Raw genomic sequence first — 15755 nt, 5'->3', positions numbered from 1 at the left:
GGCAATCCGGCGTACCTTGGGGATCATGTCTGTGCCGAGCGATCCTGATCCCCGCCTCCAGTCGTACGCGGACCCGCAGCGGCTGGTCACCACCGAGTGGCTGGCCGAGCACCTGGGCGACGAGGGCCTCGTGGTGGTCGAGTCCGACGAGGACGTACTGCTCTACGAATCGGGTCACATTCCCGGTGCCGTGAAGGTCGACTGGCACCTGGACCTGAACGACCAGGTGACCCGGGACTACCTGGACGCGACGAGCTTCGCCGAGATGTGCGCCGCCAAGGGCATCGGCCGGGGCGACACGGTGGTCTTCTACGGCGACAACTTCAACTGGTGGGCCGCGTACGCCCTCTGGGTGTTCTCGCTCTTCGGCCACGTCGACGTGCGACTGCTCGACGGTGGCCGGCAGAAATGGATCGCCGAGGGGCGCGAGGTGACCCGCGACAAGCCGGCCCGTCCCCGCGCCGACTACCCGGTGCCGCTACGTGACGACACGCCGCTCCGGGCGTTTCGCGAGCAGGTGATGGCGCACATCGCCGTCGGTCGGCCGCTGGTCGACGTCCGGTCGCCGGGTGAGTACACCGGCGAGATGCTGCACATGCCGGACTACCCGCAGGAGGGCGCGCTGCGGGGCGGGCACATCCCGGGTGCGGTCAGCAAGCCGTGGAAGTCCGCCGCCAACGAGGACGGCACGTTCAAGTCCGCAGACGAGCTGAGCGCGATCTACGCCGACCAGCTCGGGCTGAGCCCGGACGATGACGTGATCGCGTACTGCCGGATCGGTGAGCGGTCCAGCCACACCTGGTTCGTGCTGCGGCACCTGCTGGGCTACCCGCAGGTGCGCAACTACGACGGCTCGTGGACCGAGTGGGGCAACCTGGTCCGGGCACCCGTCGTCAAGGGCGACCAGCCCGGCGGTATCGCCGCCTGAGCCGCCTGAGCCGCCTGAGCCGCCTGAGCAACCTGACCGTCCCCGCGCGACCTGCACGAGCAGCGCGGGGACGGTGCTCAGCCAGCCAGTGCCAGCACGCCCCGCAGGTCGCGGACCACGCCGGTGACCTCGCCGGTCTCCGGGTGCCAGCGCACCAGGCCGCCCGGTTGCAGGCGGAGCAGGACGGCACCCCGGTTGTCCCAGCCCAACACCTCGCAGCAACCCTTCCACCGGTCCCGGCCCAGGTCGAGCACGTGGGCCACCGCACCGGTCCGGGCGTCCAGCACAACCACCCCCTCGGCACCGTCGATCTCGTCGTTGGTGATCCACGCCGAGCGGGCCAGTCGCTCGCCGTGCAGCCAGCCCCGGCCGTAGAACTCGTTGACCTGGTACGGCACCGGTAGCGCGGCACCCTCGATCTTCTGTTCGGAGCGGACGGTGCCCTCGCGGGCACTCCGGCTGCGCAGGATCAGGCCGTCCCGCATGCCGCTCACCTCGACCAGCGCCGCCTCGCGGCTGGCCGCCGGGTCGGGCGCGACCAGGTCCCAGAGCGAGACGTCGAGCTGACTGGCCGCGCCGGAGACCCGGTCCACCGCGTACGTCCGGTTGTCGCCGCCGACCAGCACCCGGTCGTTTCCCCAGACCACCAGCTCCAGGTAGCCGTCGAGCGGGATCCGGCGCACAGTCGCCGTGGTGAGGTCGACCATGATCAGCTCCCCGGTCTGCGCGAACGCCGCCGACCTGCCGTCCGGCGACAGCACGCCCGGCTTCACGGCGGACGCCTCGTTGCCGCCCGCGTCCCGGGTGGGCGCCAGTGTCACCACGTCGAGACTGCGCACCACGCCGTCGTTGCCGAGCACGCGGACCGGGCCGTCCGCGTGGAACTCCTCGTCCATCGGCTGGAACAGCGCCAACGCCCGCTGGACCGGTCGCTCGGAGAGCGGCACGGTCGCCGGGTCGGCGAGCCGGGCCAGCGGATCGGGCGGGAAGGTCAGTTCGGCCGGGGGCCGCTGCACCGGCCCGGCGTGGGTGGGCTCGACGGTCGGTGCCACCGAATGGACCGGCGGTGGATCGGCGGGCGGTCGTAGGGCGACCACCGTGCCGCCGCCGACCAGGGTCACGGCCAGGGCGACCGCGCCGACGGCCCGCCGGGTACGCCGGGTACGCCGGGCCCGTTCCCATCCGGCCGTGGCCGGCTGGTTGGGCAGAACGTCCTCGACGCTGACGGTCAGCAGTTGGCGCAGGTCCTGCTCGTTCACGGGTTCACCTCCAGGCCGGTGGCCAGGTCGGCTGAGCCCTGGCCAGGACGGGTTTCCCGGGCGAGGTCCGGGGCGACCTCACGGAGTCGGCGCAGCGCGGCATGACACTGGCTCTTCACAGTGCCGACGGTCACCCCGAGCGCCTCGGCGGTGGCGACCTCGGTCAGGTCCTCGTAGTAGCGCAGCACCAGCACGGCCCGCTGTCGAGGCGGCAGTAGGCCCAGCGCGTCGTGCAGCGTCAGCCGCAATGCACCGTCGCGATCATGAGCGACCTGCTCCGGCGGCGCGGCGCTGAGCCATTCCCGCCGCCGGCGACGCCACCAGGACACCGCGTCCCGGTAGAGGATGGCCCGCACGTACGCGGAGGGGTCACCGTCACGGACCGAGGCCCAGCGCAGCGCCAGCTTCAGCAGGGCGTCCTGGAGGAGGTCTTCGGCCTGGTGCCGGTTGCCGCAGATCAGGTACGCCGCACGGAGCAGCCGGTGTTGGTGGCTCTCCACGAAGGCGAGGTAGCCGTCGCGTCCGTCGTTCGCCGTCGGTGCCATCCGCCCCCCTCCCGGCCGTCGCGTCGCGCGTCACCTGGCAGACGCACGGGGAGGGGAAAAAGGTTGGGTCAGCTCTCCGGCATTCCGGTCAGATAGCGCTGGAGGGTCGGTGCGACCCAGGAGACCAGGTCCTCCGGTGTCGTGTCCACCATGGGCGGCAGGCGGACGACGTATCGGGTGTAGGCGAGGCCGAGGATCTGGCTGGCCACCAGGCCGGCACGTCGGGCGGTCAGCGTCGGATCGGTGCCGAACGCGGCCACGGAGGCGGTGAGCTGGTCGGCGAAGATGCCGCGCATGCGCTCGGCCGCGCCCGGATTGGTGCTGGCGGCCCGGAGCAGCGCCACGAGAGTCTCGTCGCCCTCCCAGCGGGCGAGGAAGTGCCGGACCAGCACCTCGCCGAGACGATCGGGTGGCACCGGGGTCAGGTCGGGCAGGCGTAGGTCGAACTCGGCCGCCGCCGCGAAGAGCCCCTCCTTGCTGCCGTAGTAGCGCATGACCATTGACGGGTCGATCCGGGCGTCGGCGGCGATGGCCCTGATCGTGGCGCGCTCGTATCCGTCCGCCGCGAACCGCTCCCGGGCAGCTCGCAGGATCGCCGCCCGGGTGGCGTCCGAGCGGCGGGGATGGGTCGGCTTGGCGGACACTGTCATGTCAACGACCGTATGCCAACGGCTGTTGACTCACAATGGGCGCCGATCTAATGTTGCCAACAAGTGTTTGCCAACACCTGTTGGCAACGGTCGTTCCGGAGGTGGCCATGCTGCCCACGAGTACCGACGTTCTGGTGGTGGGCGCTGGGCCCACCGGTCTCGCCACCGCGCTGACGCTGGCCCGGCGCGGGGTCGAGGTGACCGTGCTGGACCAGTTGGCCGAGCCACCCACGACCTCCCGCGCTGCGGTCGTGCACGCGTACACCCTGGAGGTGCTGGACCGGATCGGCGCCGCGGCGCCCCTGGTGGCCCAGGGGCTGCGGTCGCCGCGCTTCACCGTGCGCGACCGGGACCGGGTGCTGCTGTCGGTGTCGTTCCACGATCTGCCTTCCCGCTTCCCCTACGCGCTGCTGGTCTCCCAGTCGGTCACCGAGGCGGTGCTCGCCGGGCAGTTGGCCGACCTCGGCGTCAAGGTGCGACGGCCGTGCCAGCTGACCGGGCTGAGTCGGACCGGCGATGGGGTGCTCGCGCAGATCTGCGGAGAGACGCTGCGCGCCCGGTTCGTGGTCGGCGCGGACGGCCTGCACAGCACGGTCCGGCAGTTGGCCGGCATCGGCTTCGCCGGCCCCAGCGACGAGGAGTCCTTCGTGCTCGCCGACGTCCGGGTGCGCAGCACACTGCCCCGCGACGAGGTGTCGCTCTTCCTCGCCCGCTCCGGGCCGCTGGTCTGGGCGCCGCTCCCGGACGGGGTGGTCCGGCTGGTCGCCGCCGTGCCGACGGCCCCGGCCGAGCCGGATAAGGCGTACTTCCAGGCGCTCCTGGACGAGCGCGGCCCGGCGCGACGACCCGACCGGGTGACCGAGGTGCTCTGGGACTCCCGGTTCCGGGTGCACCACCGCATCGCCGACACCTTCCGATCCGGGCCGGTGCTCCTGGCCGGGGACGCCGGGCACGTGCACAGTCCGGCCGGCGGGCAGGGCATGAACCTCGGCATCTGCGACGCTGTTGCCCTCGGCACCGTGGTGGCCGACGTGCTCGACGGTGGGCCGGACACGCTGCTCGACGACTACACCGCCCGGCAGCGGCCGATGGCCGAGGACGTGCTGAGCTTCGCCGCCGGGCTGACCCGGCTGGCCGCCGTCTCGCCGACCCGTCGGCCGGCCCGTGACGTGCTGCTCCGGCTGCTCGGTGCCGTACCGCCAGCCCGGCGGCGGGTCGCGCTGCGCCTGTCCGGGCTGTCCCATCGGGAACGGACGCCGGGCTAGGCTGCGCCGATGGGTCAGGTCTGGCGGGACTGGGGCGACCCTGCCCTGGGTGTGGATGATCCTCACCCCGCGCGCCGCGCCGCGTCAGGTCGACCCCGGGCTGCTGTCCCGCCGCTGGTGGGCGTGACCGGCGGCACCGGCGCGGCCGGCCGCAGTGCCCACCACGCCGCCAGCGTGACCAGTGCGAACGTGCCAGCCGCCGCACCCGCCACCGGCACCGTCCCGTACGCGGCGGCGACCAGCCCGGCGAGCACGGCCCCGACCGGCGCGGTGAACAGACCGACCATCCGCTGGGCCGCACCCACCCGGCCGAGCAGTCGGGCCGGCACGTGCCGCTGCCCGTACGACGCGCACAGGCTGTTCCAGATCACGGTTCCGGCGGCGAAGACGGCCAGCGCCAGCCCGCCCGGCACCGGATGCCGGGCCAGCGCGAACCCGGTCAGCGCCACGGTCTGCACGGCGAGCACCGCGCACAGTGCGGGCACCGTGCCGAGCCGGGCGGCGAGCCGACCCGCCCCGAGCGCCCCCGCCACACCGCCGACGATGGCAGCGGCGGCGAACAGCCCGTACCCGGCTGGCGGCACCCGCAGCACGTCCAGCGCGTAGAGCACCTGCACCGCAATGATCCCGCTGATCGCCAGGTTGCACGCGGCGGCGAGCAGGGTGACCCGCCACAGTGTCCGGTGCCCGCGCAGCCACCGCACCCCCTCGATGATCTCGCCCCACACCGACCCGCGCCGCGGCACAGAATGCCCGCTGGGGGGCAGCCCCGCGCTCGGGCTGAGGGCCAGCACGAGCAGGGCGGCCGCGGCGAAGGTGACGGCGTCGAAAGCGAACGGGAGGGCGGGGGCGACGGCGAAGAGGACACCGGCGGCGGGCGCGCCGAGGAAACCGCCGGCCACCGCAGATCCCGCCTGAAGTCGACCGTTCGCCCGAGGCAGCGCGTCCGGCGGCACCACCGCGGGAAGCAGCGCGAAGGAGGCGGAGTCGAAGAGGGTGCCCAGTGCGGCGAGCAGAAACGCCGCCACCAGCAGCACCGGAACGTTTACCTGGCCGAGAGCGACCGCCACGGCCAGGGCCGCCACCACGGCGGCGCGCACCCCGTCGACCAGGGCCATCGTCCGACGACGGTCCCAGCGGTCCGCGTACACGCCGCCGAGCAGGCCGAAGAGCAGCGGTGGCAGCTGACCGGCCACGGTGACCGCCGCGATGATCCGGGGATCGCGGGTCACCGTCGCGGCCAGCAGGGCCAATGCCGGCGTACGCAGCGCGTCCCCGAACCGCGACGAGACGGCGGCGGACCAGAGCAGCCGGAAGTCCCGGCCGAGAGCGGAGGTGGTCATGCCGGTGACCGTGCGGGTTCAACCGGGTCGAGGGTCAAGCCGCCATCGTCGTAACCGCCGCTCCACCGCAGGCAACTCGCGGTCTACGCTTGCCCGGTGACGGTGGAGCAGCAGGCACGGGGTGCGGCGGGTGCGGGCCGGCGCAGGTCCCGCAAGGACGAGATCCTGGAGATCGCGGTCGGCCTGTTCGCCACCCGTGGCTACCACGGTGTGTCGATGGACGACATCGGCGCGGCAGCCGGGGTCACCGGTCCGGCGCTCTACCACCACTTCGCCGGCAAGGAGGCCATGCTGGCCGCCGCGCTGATCCCGGTCAGTGAGGGGTTGCTGGCCGGCGGGCGTGAGCGTGCCGTCGGGCACCCGGACGACCCGCGCGGTGTACTGGAGTCGCTGATCGACTTCCATGTCGAGTTCGCCCTGGCCAACCCGGCGGTGATCGCGTTGCACCTGCACGAGTTGGACCGCCTGCCGGAGGAGCCGCGTCGGCGGATCCGCCGTCTGCAGCGGCTCTACGTCGAGGAGTGGGTGACCGTGCTCACCGCGCTGCACCCGGGCATGCCCGACGGCGAGGCGCGGGTGCTCGCGCACGCCGCGTTCGGCCTGATGAACTCGACCCCGTTCCTCGGCGGTGAGGTGGACCGACGACGCCGCGCCGAGCTGCTGCGCGACGCCGCCCTGGCCGCGCTGCTCGCCTGAACCCGACTCGTCAGAAGTGTGCCGGTCATGATTCCCTGACAACCGTCCCACCATCCGGACGCCGGGAGGAAACATGATCGAGTCACTGCTGGTCGCCAATCGGGGCGAGATCGCCCGCCGGATCATCCGGACCGCCAAGCGGCTCGGCATTCGCGCGATCGCGGTGTACTCCGAGGCCGACGCCGACCTGCCGTTCGTCGTCGAGGCGGACGAGGCGGTCCTCATCGGCCCGCCGAACCCGGCGCAGAGCTACCGCAACACCGAGGCGATCCTCGCCGCCGCGAAGGCAACCGGCGCCCAGGCCATCCACCCCGGGTACGGCTTCCTGTCGGAGAACGCCGAGTTCGCCCGTACCGTCGAGTCGAGCGGCCTGATCTGGGTCGGGCCTGGCGCGGACGCGATCACCGCGATGGGCGACAAGATCAACGCTCGGAATCTGATGGCGGCGGCCGGCGTTCCGGTCGCGCCCGGCACCACCGACCCGGCCGCCGACCTGGACGCGGCGGTGACGGCCGCTGCCGAGATCGGTTACCCGGTGATGGTCAAGGCCGCGGCCGGTGGCGGCGGCATGGGCATGGGCGTCGCCGTGGACGAGGCCGCGCTGCGCACCGAGTACGACAAGGTGCGCGCGTTCGCCGAGCGGATGTTCGGCGACGGCTCGGTGTTGATCGAGCGGTACTTCCCCCGGGTGCGTCACGTCGAGGTGCAGATCCTCGGCCTGGCCGACGGCCGGGTGGTGGCGCTCGGCGAGCGGGAGTGCTCGGTGCAGCGTCGCAACCAGAAGTTGGTTGAGGAGTCTCCGTCGCCGGCGGTTTCGCCAGAGCTGCGGTCTCGTCTCCTGGCGGCGGCGGTACGGGCCGGTGAGGCGGTCGGCTATCGCAACGCGGGCACGGTGGAGTGCCTGTTCGTCCCGGGTGAGCGGGCCGCTGCCGGCACTGGTCCCGGGTCCGAGGAGTTTTTCTTCCTGGAGATGAACACGCGGCTTCAGGTGGAGCACCCGGTGACCGAGTACGTCTACGGCGTCGACCTGGTCGAGGAGCAACTGCGGGTGGCATCGGGGTTGGCGCCGACGTTCGACCCGGACGCGCTGACCCCGCGGGGGCACGCCATCGAGATGCGGATCAACGCCGAGGACCCGAAGCGCTTCCTACCCGGCCCCGGCGTGGTCAGGACCTGGGTGGAGCCGACGGGTGAGGGTGTCCGGGTGGACTCCGGCTACACCGAGGGCAACACGGTCACCCCGTTCTACGACAGCCTGATGGCCAAGCTGATCATCAGCGGCGACACCCGCGACGAGGTGCTCGCCCGCGCGAAGGCCGCAGTCGCCGCCTTCCAGATCGAGGGCCCGAAGAACAACGTCCCCTTCTTCGCCGAGCTCCTGGAAAACGAGGAGTTCCTCTCCGGCGCCTACGACACCGGCATCGTGTCCCGCATGCGCTGACCGCACTCCCACCCTTGTTGATCAAGAGGTTTGCGTCAGAATTCCTGCCACGGATGACGCAAACCTCTTGATCAACGTCAGTCGTGGCAGGAGTGGCATGCTGGGGGAACTCCAGCACAGCTTTACGTCACAGTGAGGTGACCCCTTATGGCGGACCTGCCGGATTCCGTTCTGATTCGCGAGGTTGGGCCTCGGGACGGGTTGCAGAACGAGGACCCGATCCCGACCGAGGCCAAGGTGCGCCTGCTCGACGCGCTCTCCGGCACCGGCGTACGCCGGATCGAGGCGGTGTCGTTCGTGCACCCGAAGGCGATCCCGCAGATGGCCGACGCCGACGAGGTGTGGCAGCGGGCCGTGAAGGCCGACGGGGTGCGTTATTCGGCGCTGGTGCCGAACACCCGGGGTGCCCAGCGGGCCCTCGCCGCCGGGTTCACCGAGATCGAGGTGGTGGTCTCGGCCAGCGACACGCACAACCGGCGCAACGTCAACCGATCCACCGGCGAGTCGCTGGACGACATCGCCGAGCTGATCGACCTGCTGCACGGTGCCTCCGCGCGGGTCGAGGTGATCGTGGCGACCAGCTTCGGCTGCCCGTACGAGGGGGACATCGACCCGGCGCGGGTGGCCGGCATCGTCGATCGGGTGGTTCGCGACGGCGCGGACCGGGTCGCGTTCGGCGACACCACCGGCATGGGCACTCCGCGTCGGGTCCGCGAGCTGCTGACCGCGGTACGCGACCGCAACGCGCACGTCCCGGTGCTGCTGCACTTCCACAACACCCGGGGTACGGCGCTGGCCAACCTGTTGACCGCGCTGGAGCTGGGGGTGACCGAGTTCGACGCCAGCGTCGGTGGTCTGGGCGGCTGCCCGTACGCCCCGGGGGCGAGCGGCAACCTGGCCACCGAGGAGGCCGTGCACATGCTGCACGACATGGGCATCGACACCGGCATCGACCTGGCGGCCCTCATCGAGGCGGCCGAGTTGGCCGAGCACCTGCTCGGCAAGAAGTTGCCGTCCGGCGTGCTGCGGGCCGGCCCTCGTACCCGACTGACGCCGATGCCGAGCTGATCGCTCGGGAGCGCGGGGAGGGGCCGGCACGATGCCGGCCCCTCCGTCGTACCGGTCGATCAGCTCACGGAGGTGAGCATGCTCGGCCAGCTGTCGCGGAAGATGTCCGCCCCGGCGCGGTCCGTGCCGCGCTCGGTGGCGGCGAAGGTGCCGGCGAAGAGGCTGCTCACCCGGTTCGCCTCGGCGGTGCTCGGGTACGCGTTGGTGCAGCTGGTGCCGGCGCTGCCGCCGGACATCAGGAGCGAGCAGTTGCCGTTGTAGTTGTCCGGCAGACCGAGGATGTGCCCGATCTCGTGGGTCATGATCCGCAGCGGGCTGTACTGCGCCGCCTGCTGGGTGTCGATGTAGACCCGGCCGTTGCCGAGGCTGGTCCGGACGGCGTACGAGCCGCCGCCGGTGATCCGGTAGATCCGGAGGTTGGAGCCGCAGTTCGCCGAGAGCGTCAGGTTCACGGTGGCGTTGTTCCAGATCGAGGCGGCCTGGTTGGCGGTGCTGGCGTAGCTTCCCGCCTGGCTGGTGTTGTAGCAGATGGTCATGGCGGCGGACGCGGGCGAGGGGTTGGCGACCGTGACGCCGAGGGTGGCAAGGGCGGTCGCGAGCAACGCGACCGCGAGCCGATTGAGTCGTGAGGTCATCGCTGACTCCAATCCGGGAGGAGGGGGTGTCAGGAGCCTAGCGACATAGATTCATGTTTTTCAATGTTTATCTCTGAGCTTCACCCTCCGGATTCGCCCACGGGTCGCCGCCGGCGGCACGAGTGCGCTAGCCTAACGATCGTTCAGGTCAGTATGGCGAGGGAGTCTGCGTGACGCTCGACGGTGAGGCACTGGAGCAGCTGCGCAAGCGGGCCCGGTCCGGCGGCGCGGACAAGTACCACGCGGCCAACGCGGCCAAGGGCAAGCTCTTCGCCCGTGAGCGGGTCGCGCTCCTGGTCGACGAGGGCTCGTTCGTCGAGGACGGCCTCTACGCCAACACGCTGGCCGAGGGCCTGCCCGCCGACGGGGTGGTCACCGGCACCGCCACGATCGACGGCCGGCAGGTCTGCCTGATGGCCAACGACTCCACCGTCAAGGCCGGCAGCTGGGGCGCCCGCACCGTCGAGAAGATCATCCGGATCATCGAGCGGGCGTACGGCACCAGCGTGCCGATGGTCTACCTGGTCGACTCGGCCGGCGCCCGGATCACCGACCAGGTCGACCTCTTCCCCGGCCGGCGTGGCGCCGGCAAGATCTTCTGGAACCAGGTGCGCGCCTCGGGCGCGATCCCGCAGGTGTGCGCGTTGTTCGGCCCGAGCGCCGCCGGTGGGGCGTACATTCCGGCGTTCTGCGACGTGGTGGCCATGGTCGACGGCAACGCCAGCATGTATCTCGGCTCCGACCGGATGGTCGAGATGGTCACCGGCGAGAAGACCACGCTGGAGGCGATGGGTGGGGCCAAGGTGCACACCGCCGAATCCGGCGTCGGGCACTTCCTCTGCCAGACCGAGGCCGACGCGCTCGACGTGGTGCGCCGCTACCTGTCGTACCTGCCAGCCAACTGGACCCAGTCGCCGCCAGCCGCCGAGGCGGTCGCCGCGCCCGCGAAGGCCGACCTGGCCGCGCTGGTGCCGGCCAGCGAGCGGCAGGCGTTCGACATGCGGCGGTACGTCAAGGGCCTGCTCGACGAGGGTTCCTTCTTCGAGATCCAGGCGCTCTGGGCCAAGGAGCTGACCATCGGCTTCGGCCGGCTGAACGGCGAGGTCGTCGGCGTCATCGGCAACAACTCGATGTTCAAGGGTGGCGTGCTCTTCGTCGACTCGGCCGACAAGGCGACCCGGTTCGTGCAGCTCTGCGACGCGTTCAACGTGCCGCTGCTCTTCCTCAGCGACGTGCCCGGCTTCATGGTCGGCAGCGTCGTGGAGAAGCAGGGCATCATCCGGCACGGCGCCAAGATGATCACTGCGATCTCCGAGGCGACCGTGCCGAAGATCTGCGTTGTCGTCCGCAAGGCGTACGGCGCCGGCCTCTACGCGATGGCCGGCCCCGGGTTCGAGCCGGACGCCACCATCGCGTTGCCCAGCGCGAAGATCGCGGTGATGGGGGCCGAGGCCGCCGTGAACGCGGTCTACGCCAACAAGATCGCCGCCATCCCGGACGCCGATGAGCGGGCCGCCTTCGTCGCCGCGAAGCGCGCCGAGTACGAGCAGGACATCGACGTCGTCCGGCTCGCCAGCGAGCTGGTGGTGGACGCCATCGTCGAGCCGCACGACCTGCGCACCGAGCTGGTCCGTCGGTTCGCTGCCGCGCGTACGAAGGATCGGCACTTCTCCCGCCGTCGGCACGGCGTCACCCCGGTCTGATCTTCGACTGAGGCCCCACAGCGACCCGTCCGGCGTCACGAGCGCCTGGCGGACCGTCCCCACAGGAGGATGAGATGGACTTCCGGCTCACCGACGAACAAGCGGCGCTGCGGGAAAGCGTGCGGGAATTCGCGCGCGAGGTGGTCGCCCCGGTCATTGCCGAGCACTACGAGCAGCACACCTTTCCGTACGAGGTGATCCGGCAGATGGGCAAGATGGGCCTGTTCGGCCTGCCCTTCGGCGAGGAGCACGGCGGCATGGGCGGCGACTACTTCGCGCTCTGCCTGGCCCTGGAGGAGTTGGCCCGGGTCGACTCCAGCGTGGCTATCACGCTGGAGGCGGCGGTCTCACTGGGCGCGATGCCGATCTACCGCTTCGGCACCGAGGAGCAGAAGGCGACCTGGTTGCCCAGGCTGCTCAGCGGCGAGGCGCTGGCCGGTTTCGGTCTCACCGAGCCGGGCACCGGCTCGGACGCCGCCGGCACCCAGACACGGGCGGTGCTGGACGGTGACGAGTGGGTGATCAACGGGTCGAAGGCGTTCATCACCAACTCGGGGACCGACATCACGGCCATGGTCACCGTCACCGCGGTGACCGGCACGAACCCGGACGGCTCCAAGGAGTTGTCGACCATCATCGTGCCGACCGGCACGCCCGGGTTCACCGTGGCGCCGGGCTACTCCAAGGTGGGGTGGAACGCCTCGGACACCCACGAGTTGACCTTCGACGACTGCCGGGTGCCGGCGGCCAACCTGCTCGGCGAGCGGGGCCGGGGCTTCGCCCAGTTCCTGCGGATCCTCGACGAGGGCCGGATCGCCATCGCCGCGCTGGCCGTCGGCCTCGCCCAGGGCTGCGTCGACGAGTCGATCAAATACGCCAAGGAGCGGCACGCCTTCGGCCGGCCGATCGGCGCGAACCAGGCCATCCAGTTCAAGATCGCGGACATGGAGCTCAAGGCGCACACCGCCCGGCTGGCCTACTACGACGCCGCAGCCCGGATGCTGGCCGGTGAGCCGTTCAAGCGGCAGGCCGCCATCGCCAAACTGCACGCCAGCACGATCGCGGTGGACAACGCCCGGGAAGCCACCCAGATCCACGGCGGGTACGGCTTCATGAACGAGTACCCGGTGGCGCGGTTCTGGCGGGACTCCAAGATCCTGGAGATCGGTGAGGGCACCAGTGAGGTGCAGCGCATGATCATCGCGCGCGATCTGGGGCTCTGAAAGGTCCGGCCGAGCTGGCCGACCATCCGTTCCGGGTGGGCTGTCGGATATCGGCGAGCGCGCGTCGGTAGCCCGACGTTCGGCTGCCATCGGCCGGAGCGGATCCGTACTCTTCGTGCCCATGACTCCGGAGCATGATCGGTCGCGGAGCTCGACTGGCCGTGCCGTCCTGTCGGAGCTGCTCTGCGGGCATCGACGCGCCGCCGGCCTGACCCAGGCCGAGCTGGCGTCCCGGGCCGGGGTGGGTGTGCGAACGGTACGTGACCTGGAGCGGGGCCGGTCGCTCCGGCCACAGCGCACCACAGTCGAGCTGCTCGCTGCGGCGTTGGCGCTGACCGGCACCAGCCGGGCGGCGTTCCTGGCCGCGGCCCGCAGCACCGGTGGCGGTGAGCCACCCCAGGCGGATGGCACCCCGGCGGCGCTCCCGGTCACCGGCAGCACCGCGTCGACAGCCGAGCCCACCGGATCCGACCCGCAGGTCGCTCTTCCACCGCCGGTCGCGCTGATCGGCCGCGACAGCGATGTCACGGAGCTGGCCGGGATGCTGACCGCGGAGCGTGGCCCCCGACTGGTGAGCCTGGTCGGGCTGGCCGGGGTCGGCAAGACCGCGCTCGCGCTCTCCGTCGCGCACGCGGCAGCCGGTGCCCACCCGGGCGGCGTGGCGGGGGTGCTGGTCGGCGAGGGTTCGGACGGGCCGGACGTGCTCGCCGCCTCGATGGCCGTGCTCGGTGCGGCCCGGCTGCCGGAACTCGTCGCCCGGCTCGCCGGCCGGCCCGCGCTGCTGGTCGTGGACGCGATAGAGCACGCGCCGGGCCCGGTGGCCGCGACGCTGCACCGGTTGATCGGTGCCCTGCCCTCGCTGCGGGTGCTGGTGACCGGCCGGCATCCGGTCGGGCTGCCCGGGGAGCGTGTCTGGCCGGTCGCGCCACTGGACGTACCGCCGCCGGGTGCCGAGCGGCGTGGGCCGACCACGCTCGGGTCCTGGCCGGCGGTCGCGCTGTTCACCGCCCGTCTGGGCCAGGTGCGTCGGGAGCCTCCCGCCGCGGACGAGCTGCCTGCCCTGGCCGCACTGGTCCGCCGGCTGGGCGGGCTGCCGCTGGCCATCGAGCTGATGGCCGCCCGCGGCCGGATCCTCGACCTCACCGAGCTGCTCGACAGGTACGGCGACCGCGTGCTCGACCTGGCCACCCCCGCCGATCCGGCGGTCCACCCCGGCTGGGACGGGCCGGAGCGGGCACGCCGCTCGGTCGGCGCGGACGACACCGGGGCAGTGGTGGCAGTGACCCTGCGGGACGCGGTGGAGACCAGCTACCGGCTGCTCGCGTCGAACGAGCGGGCCGCGCTGCGCAGGCTCGCCGTGTTCGGTAACCGGTGGTCGGTGGAACTGGCCGAGGAAATGCTCGTCGACGAGGTCGATCGGGACGACGCGGTGGCGATCGATCCCGTTCCCCTGCTGGATCGGCTCGTCGAACTCGGCCTGCTGAGCGTGCGCGGCACCGGGCCGTTCCGGTTCCGGCTACTCGACGCGGTACGCGACTTCGCCACCGAGCAGGCGGCCGGCGGTGGCGAGCTGACCTGCATCCGGCGTCGGCATGCGGTGGTGATCGCCCGACTGGTCGCACGGACCGCCGTCGATCTGGTCGGTCCCCTGCTGCCCGAGGCGTTGCACCGGCTGGACGAGGTGAGCAGCGACATCAGTTCGGCGCTGGCCCACGCCGCAACCGACGATCCGGTGACCGCTCTCCGTCTGGCGGCGTCCCTGACCCGCTGGTGGCGGTTCCGTGGCCGCGACGTCGCCGGCCGGCAGTGGCTGCGCCGGTTGTTGGCCGATCCGCGGACCGCCGATGCCGACCCCGTGCTGCGGGGCTGGGGCGCACTCGGGGTGGCCCGGCTCGCCGCCGAGCACGGCGCGGGCGCCGACGAGTTGCCGACGGCGCGGGCCGCGTTGGACGCGTTCGGGCAGGCCGGCGACATCAGCGGAGAGTTGGAGGCGCGGATCGTGCTGGGCGCCCTGCTGATCGGTGTTGGCCGGCGCGAGGAGGCCCGCGAGCAGGCCGAGACGGTGCTCCGGCTGGCCGCCCGCAACAACCGGGTCCGGGACATGGCGGTGGCCCAGAACAGCCTCGCCTGGCACGAGATCCGGGTCGCCGACCTGGCCGCGGCGCACCGCCGGCTGGCCGCGGTGGACCGGCTCACCGCCGAGTGCGGTGAGCAGCGGCTGCGGGCGCTCTCCTGGGCCAACCGGGCCGAGGTCGTCCGCCTGGAGGGCCGGTACGCGGACGCGGTGGACCAGGGCCGACGGGCGGTGGCGGCGTTGTCCGAGCTGGGTGATCCGCGGCATCGCCGACGGGTGCTCGGCACGATCGGGTTGGCGCTCGCCCAGGACGGTCGCGGTGACGAGGCGTCCGAGGTGCTCATCGAGTTGCGCGCCGACGCCGCCGAACTGGCGGTCGCCGGACGGTCGCGGCCGCCAGCGGAGCGAGCCGGGCCGCCGCAACCGCGTCTGGACGGTGTGGTGCCGGCCGGGGGCGGCCCGAAGACGGCGATCTGCGCGTTGATCGAGGGGTACGTGGCGCTGCACCGGGGTGACCGGGAGTTGGCGGCCGAGTGGTTCGCCGCCGCCGCCGAGGCCGGTCAGGATCGGCGGGACGCGGTGGAGGCGCTGGTCGGGCTGGCCGCCAGCACTGCCGACCCGGCGATCCTCGACCAGCTCGACCGGGTCTGCCAGGAAAGGGGCGTCCGCCTGCTGCCGCAGGAGTCGGAACTGCTCTACGCGCTGGCCGCTGGCCGGGGCGGGCCGCCCGCGCGATAGTCGTGTGCGGGTTGCCGGCTGGGGAGTGGCGCGGGCGAAAAGCCCCCTTTGGTGCTACCCCTCGCTGTTCGCCCGCGCCGTCACCCCCCGGTGATCCCCGGTTGACAAAAGCCTGCCACCGCGATCGAGGTGGAAAGCCTGTTTCGGGCGGCATGTCCGGCTGGCTGGGTCAGTTCTGCCGGTCTTT

The 15755-nt window shown here is 72.0% G+C and carries 13 protein-coding genes; 8 read left to right on the top strand and 5 right to left on the bottom strand.

Translation table 11 applies throughout. The features are described from left to right. The first annotated feature begins 25 nt into the window (after positions 1 to 25). Complete coding sequence (locus tag ABZT18_RS25960; RefSeq protein WP_354992955.1) at positions 26 to 928, top strand: sulfurtransferase; 903 nt, start codon at positions 26 to 28, stop codon at positions 926 to 928. Positions 929 to 1005: 77 nt separating this feature from the next. Here ABZT18_RS25960 and ABZT18_RS25955 read toward each other — a convergent pair whose 3' ends face one another. From ABZT18_RS25955 to ABZT18_RS25945, 3 genes are all read right to left on the bottom strand, one after another. Continuing rightward, a complete protein-coding gene (locus ABZT18_RS25955; RefSeq protein WP_354992954.1) occupies positions 1006 to 2187 on the bottom strand; it encodes a hypothetical protein in 1182 nt (393 codons plus the stop codon). Further along, positions 2184 to 2732: a SigE family RNA polymerase sigma factor gene (locus ABZT18_RS25950; RefSeq protein WP_354992953.1), complete on the bottom strand. Its 549-nt coding sequence runs from the start codon at positions 2730 to 2732 to the stop codon at positions 2184 to 2186. The genes ABZT18_RS25955 and ABZT18_RS25950 overlap by 4 nt, the downstream gene beginning before the upstream one ends. Positions 2733 to 2800: 68 nt before the next feature. Further along, positions 2801 to 3382 (bottom strand): TetR family transcriptional regulator, encoded by a 582-nt coding sequence (locus tag ABZT18_RS25945; RefSeq protein WP_354992952.1) that lies wholly within the window; start codon positions 3380 to 3382, stop codon positions 2801 to 2803. A 107-nt stretch (positions 3383 to 3489) separates the two neighbouring features. On the opposite strand from ABZT18_RS25945, the gene ABZT18_RS25940 reads away from it, so the two are divergent. Next, complete coding sequence (locus tag ABZT18_RS25940) at positions 3490 to 4647, top strand: FAD-dependent oxidoreductase (RefSeq protein WP_355252650.1); 1158 nt, start codon at positions 3490 to 3492, stop codon at positions 4645 to 4647. A 62-nt stretch (positions 4648 to 4709) separates the two neighbouring features. Here the strand turns inward: ABZT18_RS25940 and ABZT18_RS25935 are convergent, their stop codons facing one another. Continuing rightward, on the bottom strand, positions 4710 to 5990 hold the full coding sequence (locus tag ABZT18_RS25935; RefSeq protein WP_354992950.1) for an MFS transporter: 1281 nt from the start codon (positions 5988 to 5990) through the stop codon (positions 4710 to 4712). 96 nt (positions 5991 to 6086) lie between these two features. Between ABZT18_RS25935 and ABZT18_RS25930 the strand changes: the two genes are divergently transcribed. The 3 genes from ABZT18_RS25930 to ABZT18_RS25920 all read left to right on the top strand — a co-directional run bounded on the left by ABZT18_RS25930 (position 6087) and on the right by ABZT18_RS25920 (position 9195). Beyond that, positions 6087 to 6686, top strand: coding sequence for a TetR/AcrR family transcriptional regulator (locus ABZT18_RS25930; RefSeq protein WP_354992949.1), 600 nt, complete (start codon positions 6087 to 6089; stop codon positions 6684 to 6686). Positions 6687 to 6759: 73 nt separating this feature from the next. Continuing rightward, positions 6760 to 8127, top strand: coding sequence for a biotin carboxylase N-terminal domain-containing protein (locus ABZT18_RS25925; RefSeq protein WP_354992948.1), 1368 nt, complete (start codon positions 6760 to 6762; stop codon positions 8125 to 8127). Between the two features lie 147 nt (positions 8128 to 8274). Then, positions 8275 to 9195, top strand: a complete 921-nt coding sequence (locus tag ABZT18_RS25920) for a hydroxymethylglutaryl-CoA lyase (protein WP_354992947.1) — start codon at positions 8275 to 8277, stop codon at positions 9193 to 9195. 59 nt (positions 9196 to 9254) lie between these two features. Here the strand turns inward: ABZT18_RS25920 and ABZT18_RS25915 are convergent, their stop codons facing one another. Next, positions 9255 to 9830, bottom strand: coding sequence for a snapalysin family zinc-dependent metalloprotease (locus tag ABZT18_RS25915; protein WP_354992946.1), 576 nt, complete (start codon positions 9828 to 9830; stop codon positions 9255 to 9257). A gap of 170 nt (positions 9831 to 10000) precedes the next feature. Here ABZT18_RS25915 and ABZT18_RS25910 point away from each other — a divergent pair, with 170 nt between their 5' ends. The 3 genes from ABZT18_RS25910 (at position 10001) to ABZT18_RS25900 (ending at position 15568) form a co-directional block, all read left to right on the top strand. After that, entirely contained in the window at positions 10001 to 11533 is a 1533-nt protein-coding gene (locus ABZT18_RS25910) for an acyl-CoA carboxylase subunit beta (protein WP_354992945.1), read from the top strand. Positions 11534 to 11607: 74 nt separating this feature from the next. Then, positions 11608 to 12756: an acyl-CoA dehydrogenase family protein gene (locus tag ABZT18_RS25905; protein ID WP_354992944.1), complete on the top strand. Its 1149-nt coding sequence runs from the start codon at positions 11608 to 11610 to the stop codon at positions 12754 to 12756. Positions 12757 to 12877: 121 nt separating this feature from the next. Further along, a complete protein-coding gene (locus ABZT18_RS25900) occupies positions 12878 to 15568 on the top strand; it encodes a helix-turn-helix domain-containing protein (protein ID WP_355252642.1) in 2691 nt (896 codons plus the stop codon). Positions 15569 to 15755: the final 187 nt, after the last annotated feature.

The organism is Micromonospora sp. NPDC005291 (assembly GCF_040607415.1).
Taxonomy (GTDB): Bacteria; Actinomycetota; Actinomycetes; order Mycobacteriales; family Micromonosporaceae; genus Micromonospora.
Note: the sequence above shows the minus strand (reverse complement) of the source record. Positions and strands in the feature narration are given on the sequence as shown.

Bases quoted from the DNA above. Each gene is read 5' to 3' on its own strand.
- ABZT18_RS25960 (WP_354992955.1), top strand. From the start codon at position 26: ATGTCTGTGCCGAGCGATCCTGATCCCCGCCTCCAGTCGTACGCGGAC.
- ABZT18_RS25950 (WP_354992953.1), bottom strand. From the start codon at position 2,732: ATGGCACCGACGGCGAACGACGGACGCGACGGCTACCTCGCCTTCGTG.
- ABZT18_RS25945 (WP_354992952.1), bottom strand. From the start codon at position 3,382: ATGACAGTGTCCGCCAAGCCGACCCATCCCCGCCGCTCGGACGCCACC.
- ABZT18_RS25940 (WP_355252650.1), top strand. From the start codon at position 3,490: ATGCTGCCCACGAGTACCGACGTTCTGGTGGTGGGCGCTGGGCCCACC.
- ABZT18_RS25935 (WP_354992950.1), bottom strand. From the start codon at position 5,990: ATGACCACCTCCGCTCTCGGCCGGGACTTCCGGCTGCTCTGGTCCGCC.
- ABZT18_RS25925 (WP_354992948.1), top strand. From the start codon at position 6,760: ATGATCGAGTCACTGCTGGTCGCCAATCGGGGCGAGATCGCCCGCCGG.
- ABZT18_RS25920 (WP_354992947.1), top strand. From the start codon at position 8,275: ATGGCGGACCTGCCGGATTCCGTTCTGATTCGCGAGGTTGGGCCTCGG.
- ABZT18_RS25915 (WP_354992946.1), bottom strand. From the start codon at position 9,830: ATGACCTCACGACTCAATCGGCTCGCGGTCGCGTTGCTCGCGACCGCC.
- ABZT18_RS25905 (WP_354992944.1), top strand. From the start codon at position 11,608: ATGGACTTCCGGCTCACCGACGAACAAGCGGCGCTGCGGGAAAGCGTG.
- ABZT18_RS25900 (WP_355252642.1), top strand. From the start codon at position 12,878: ATGACTCCGGAGCATGATCGGTCGCGGAGCTCGACTGGCCGTGCCGTC.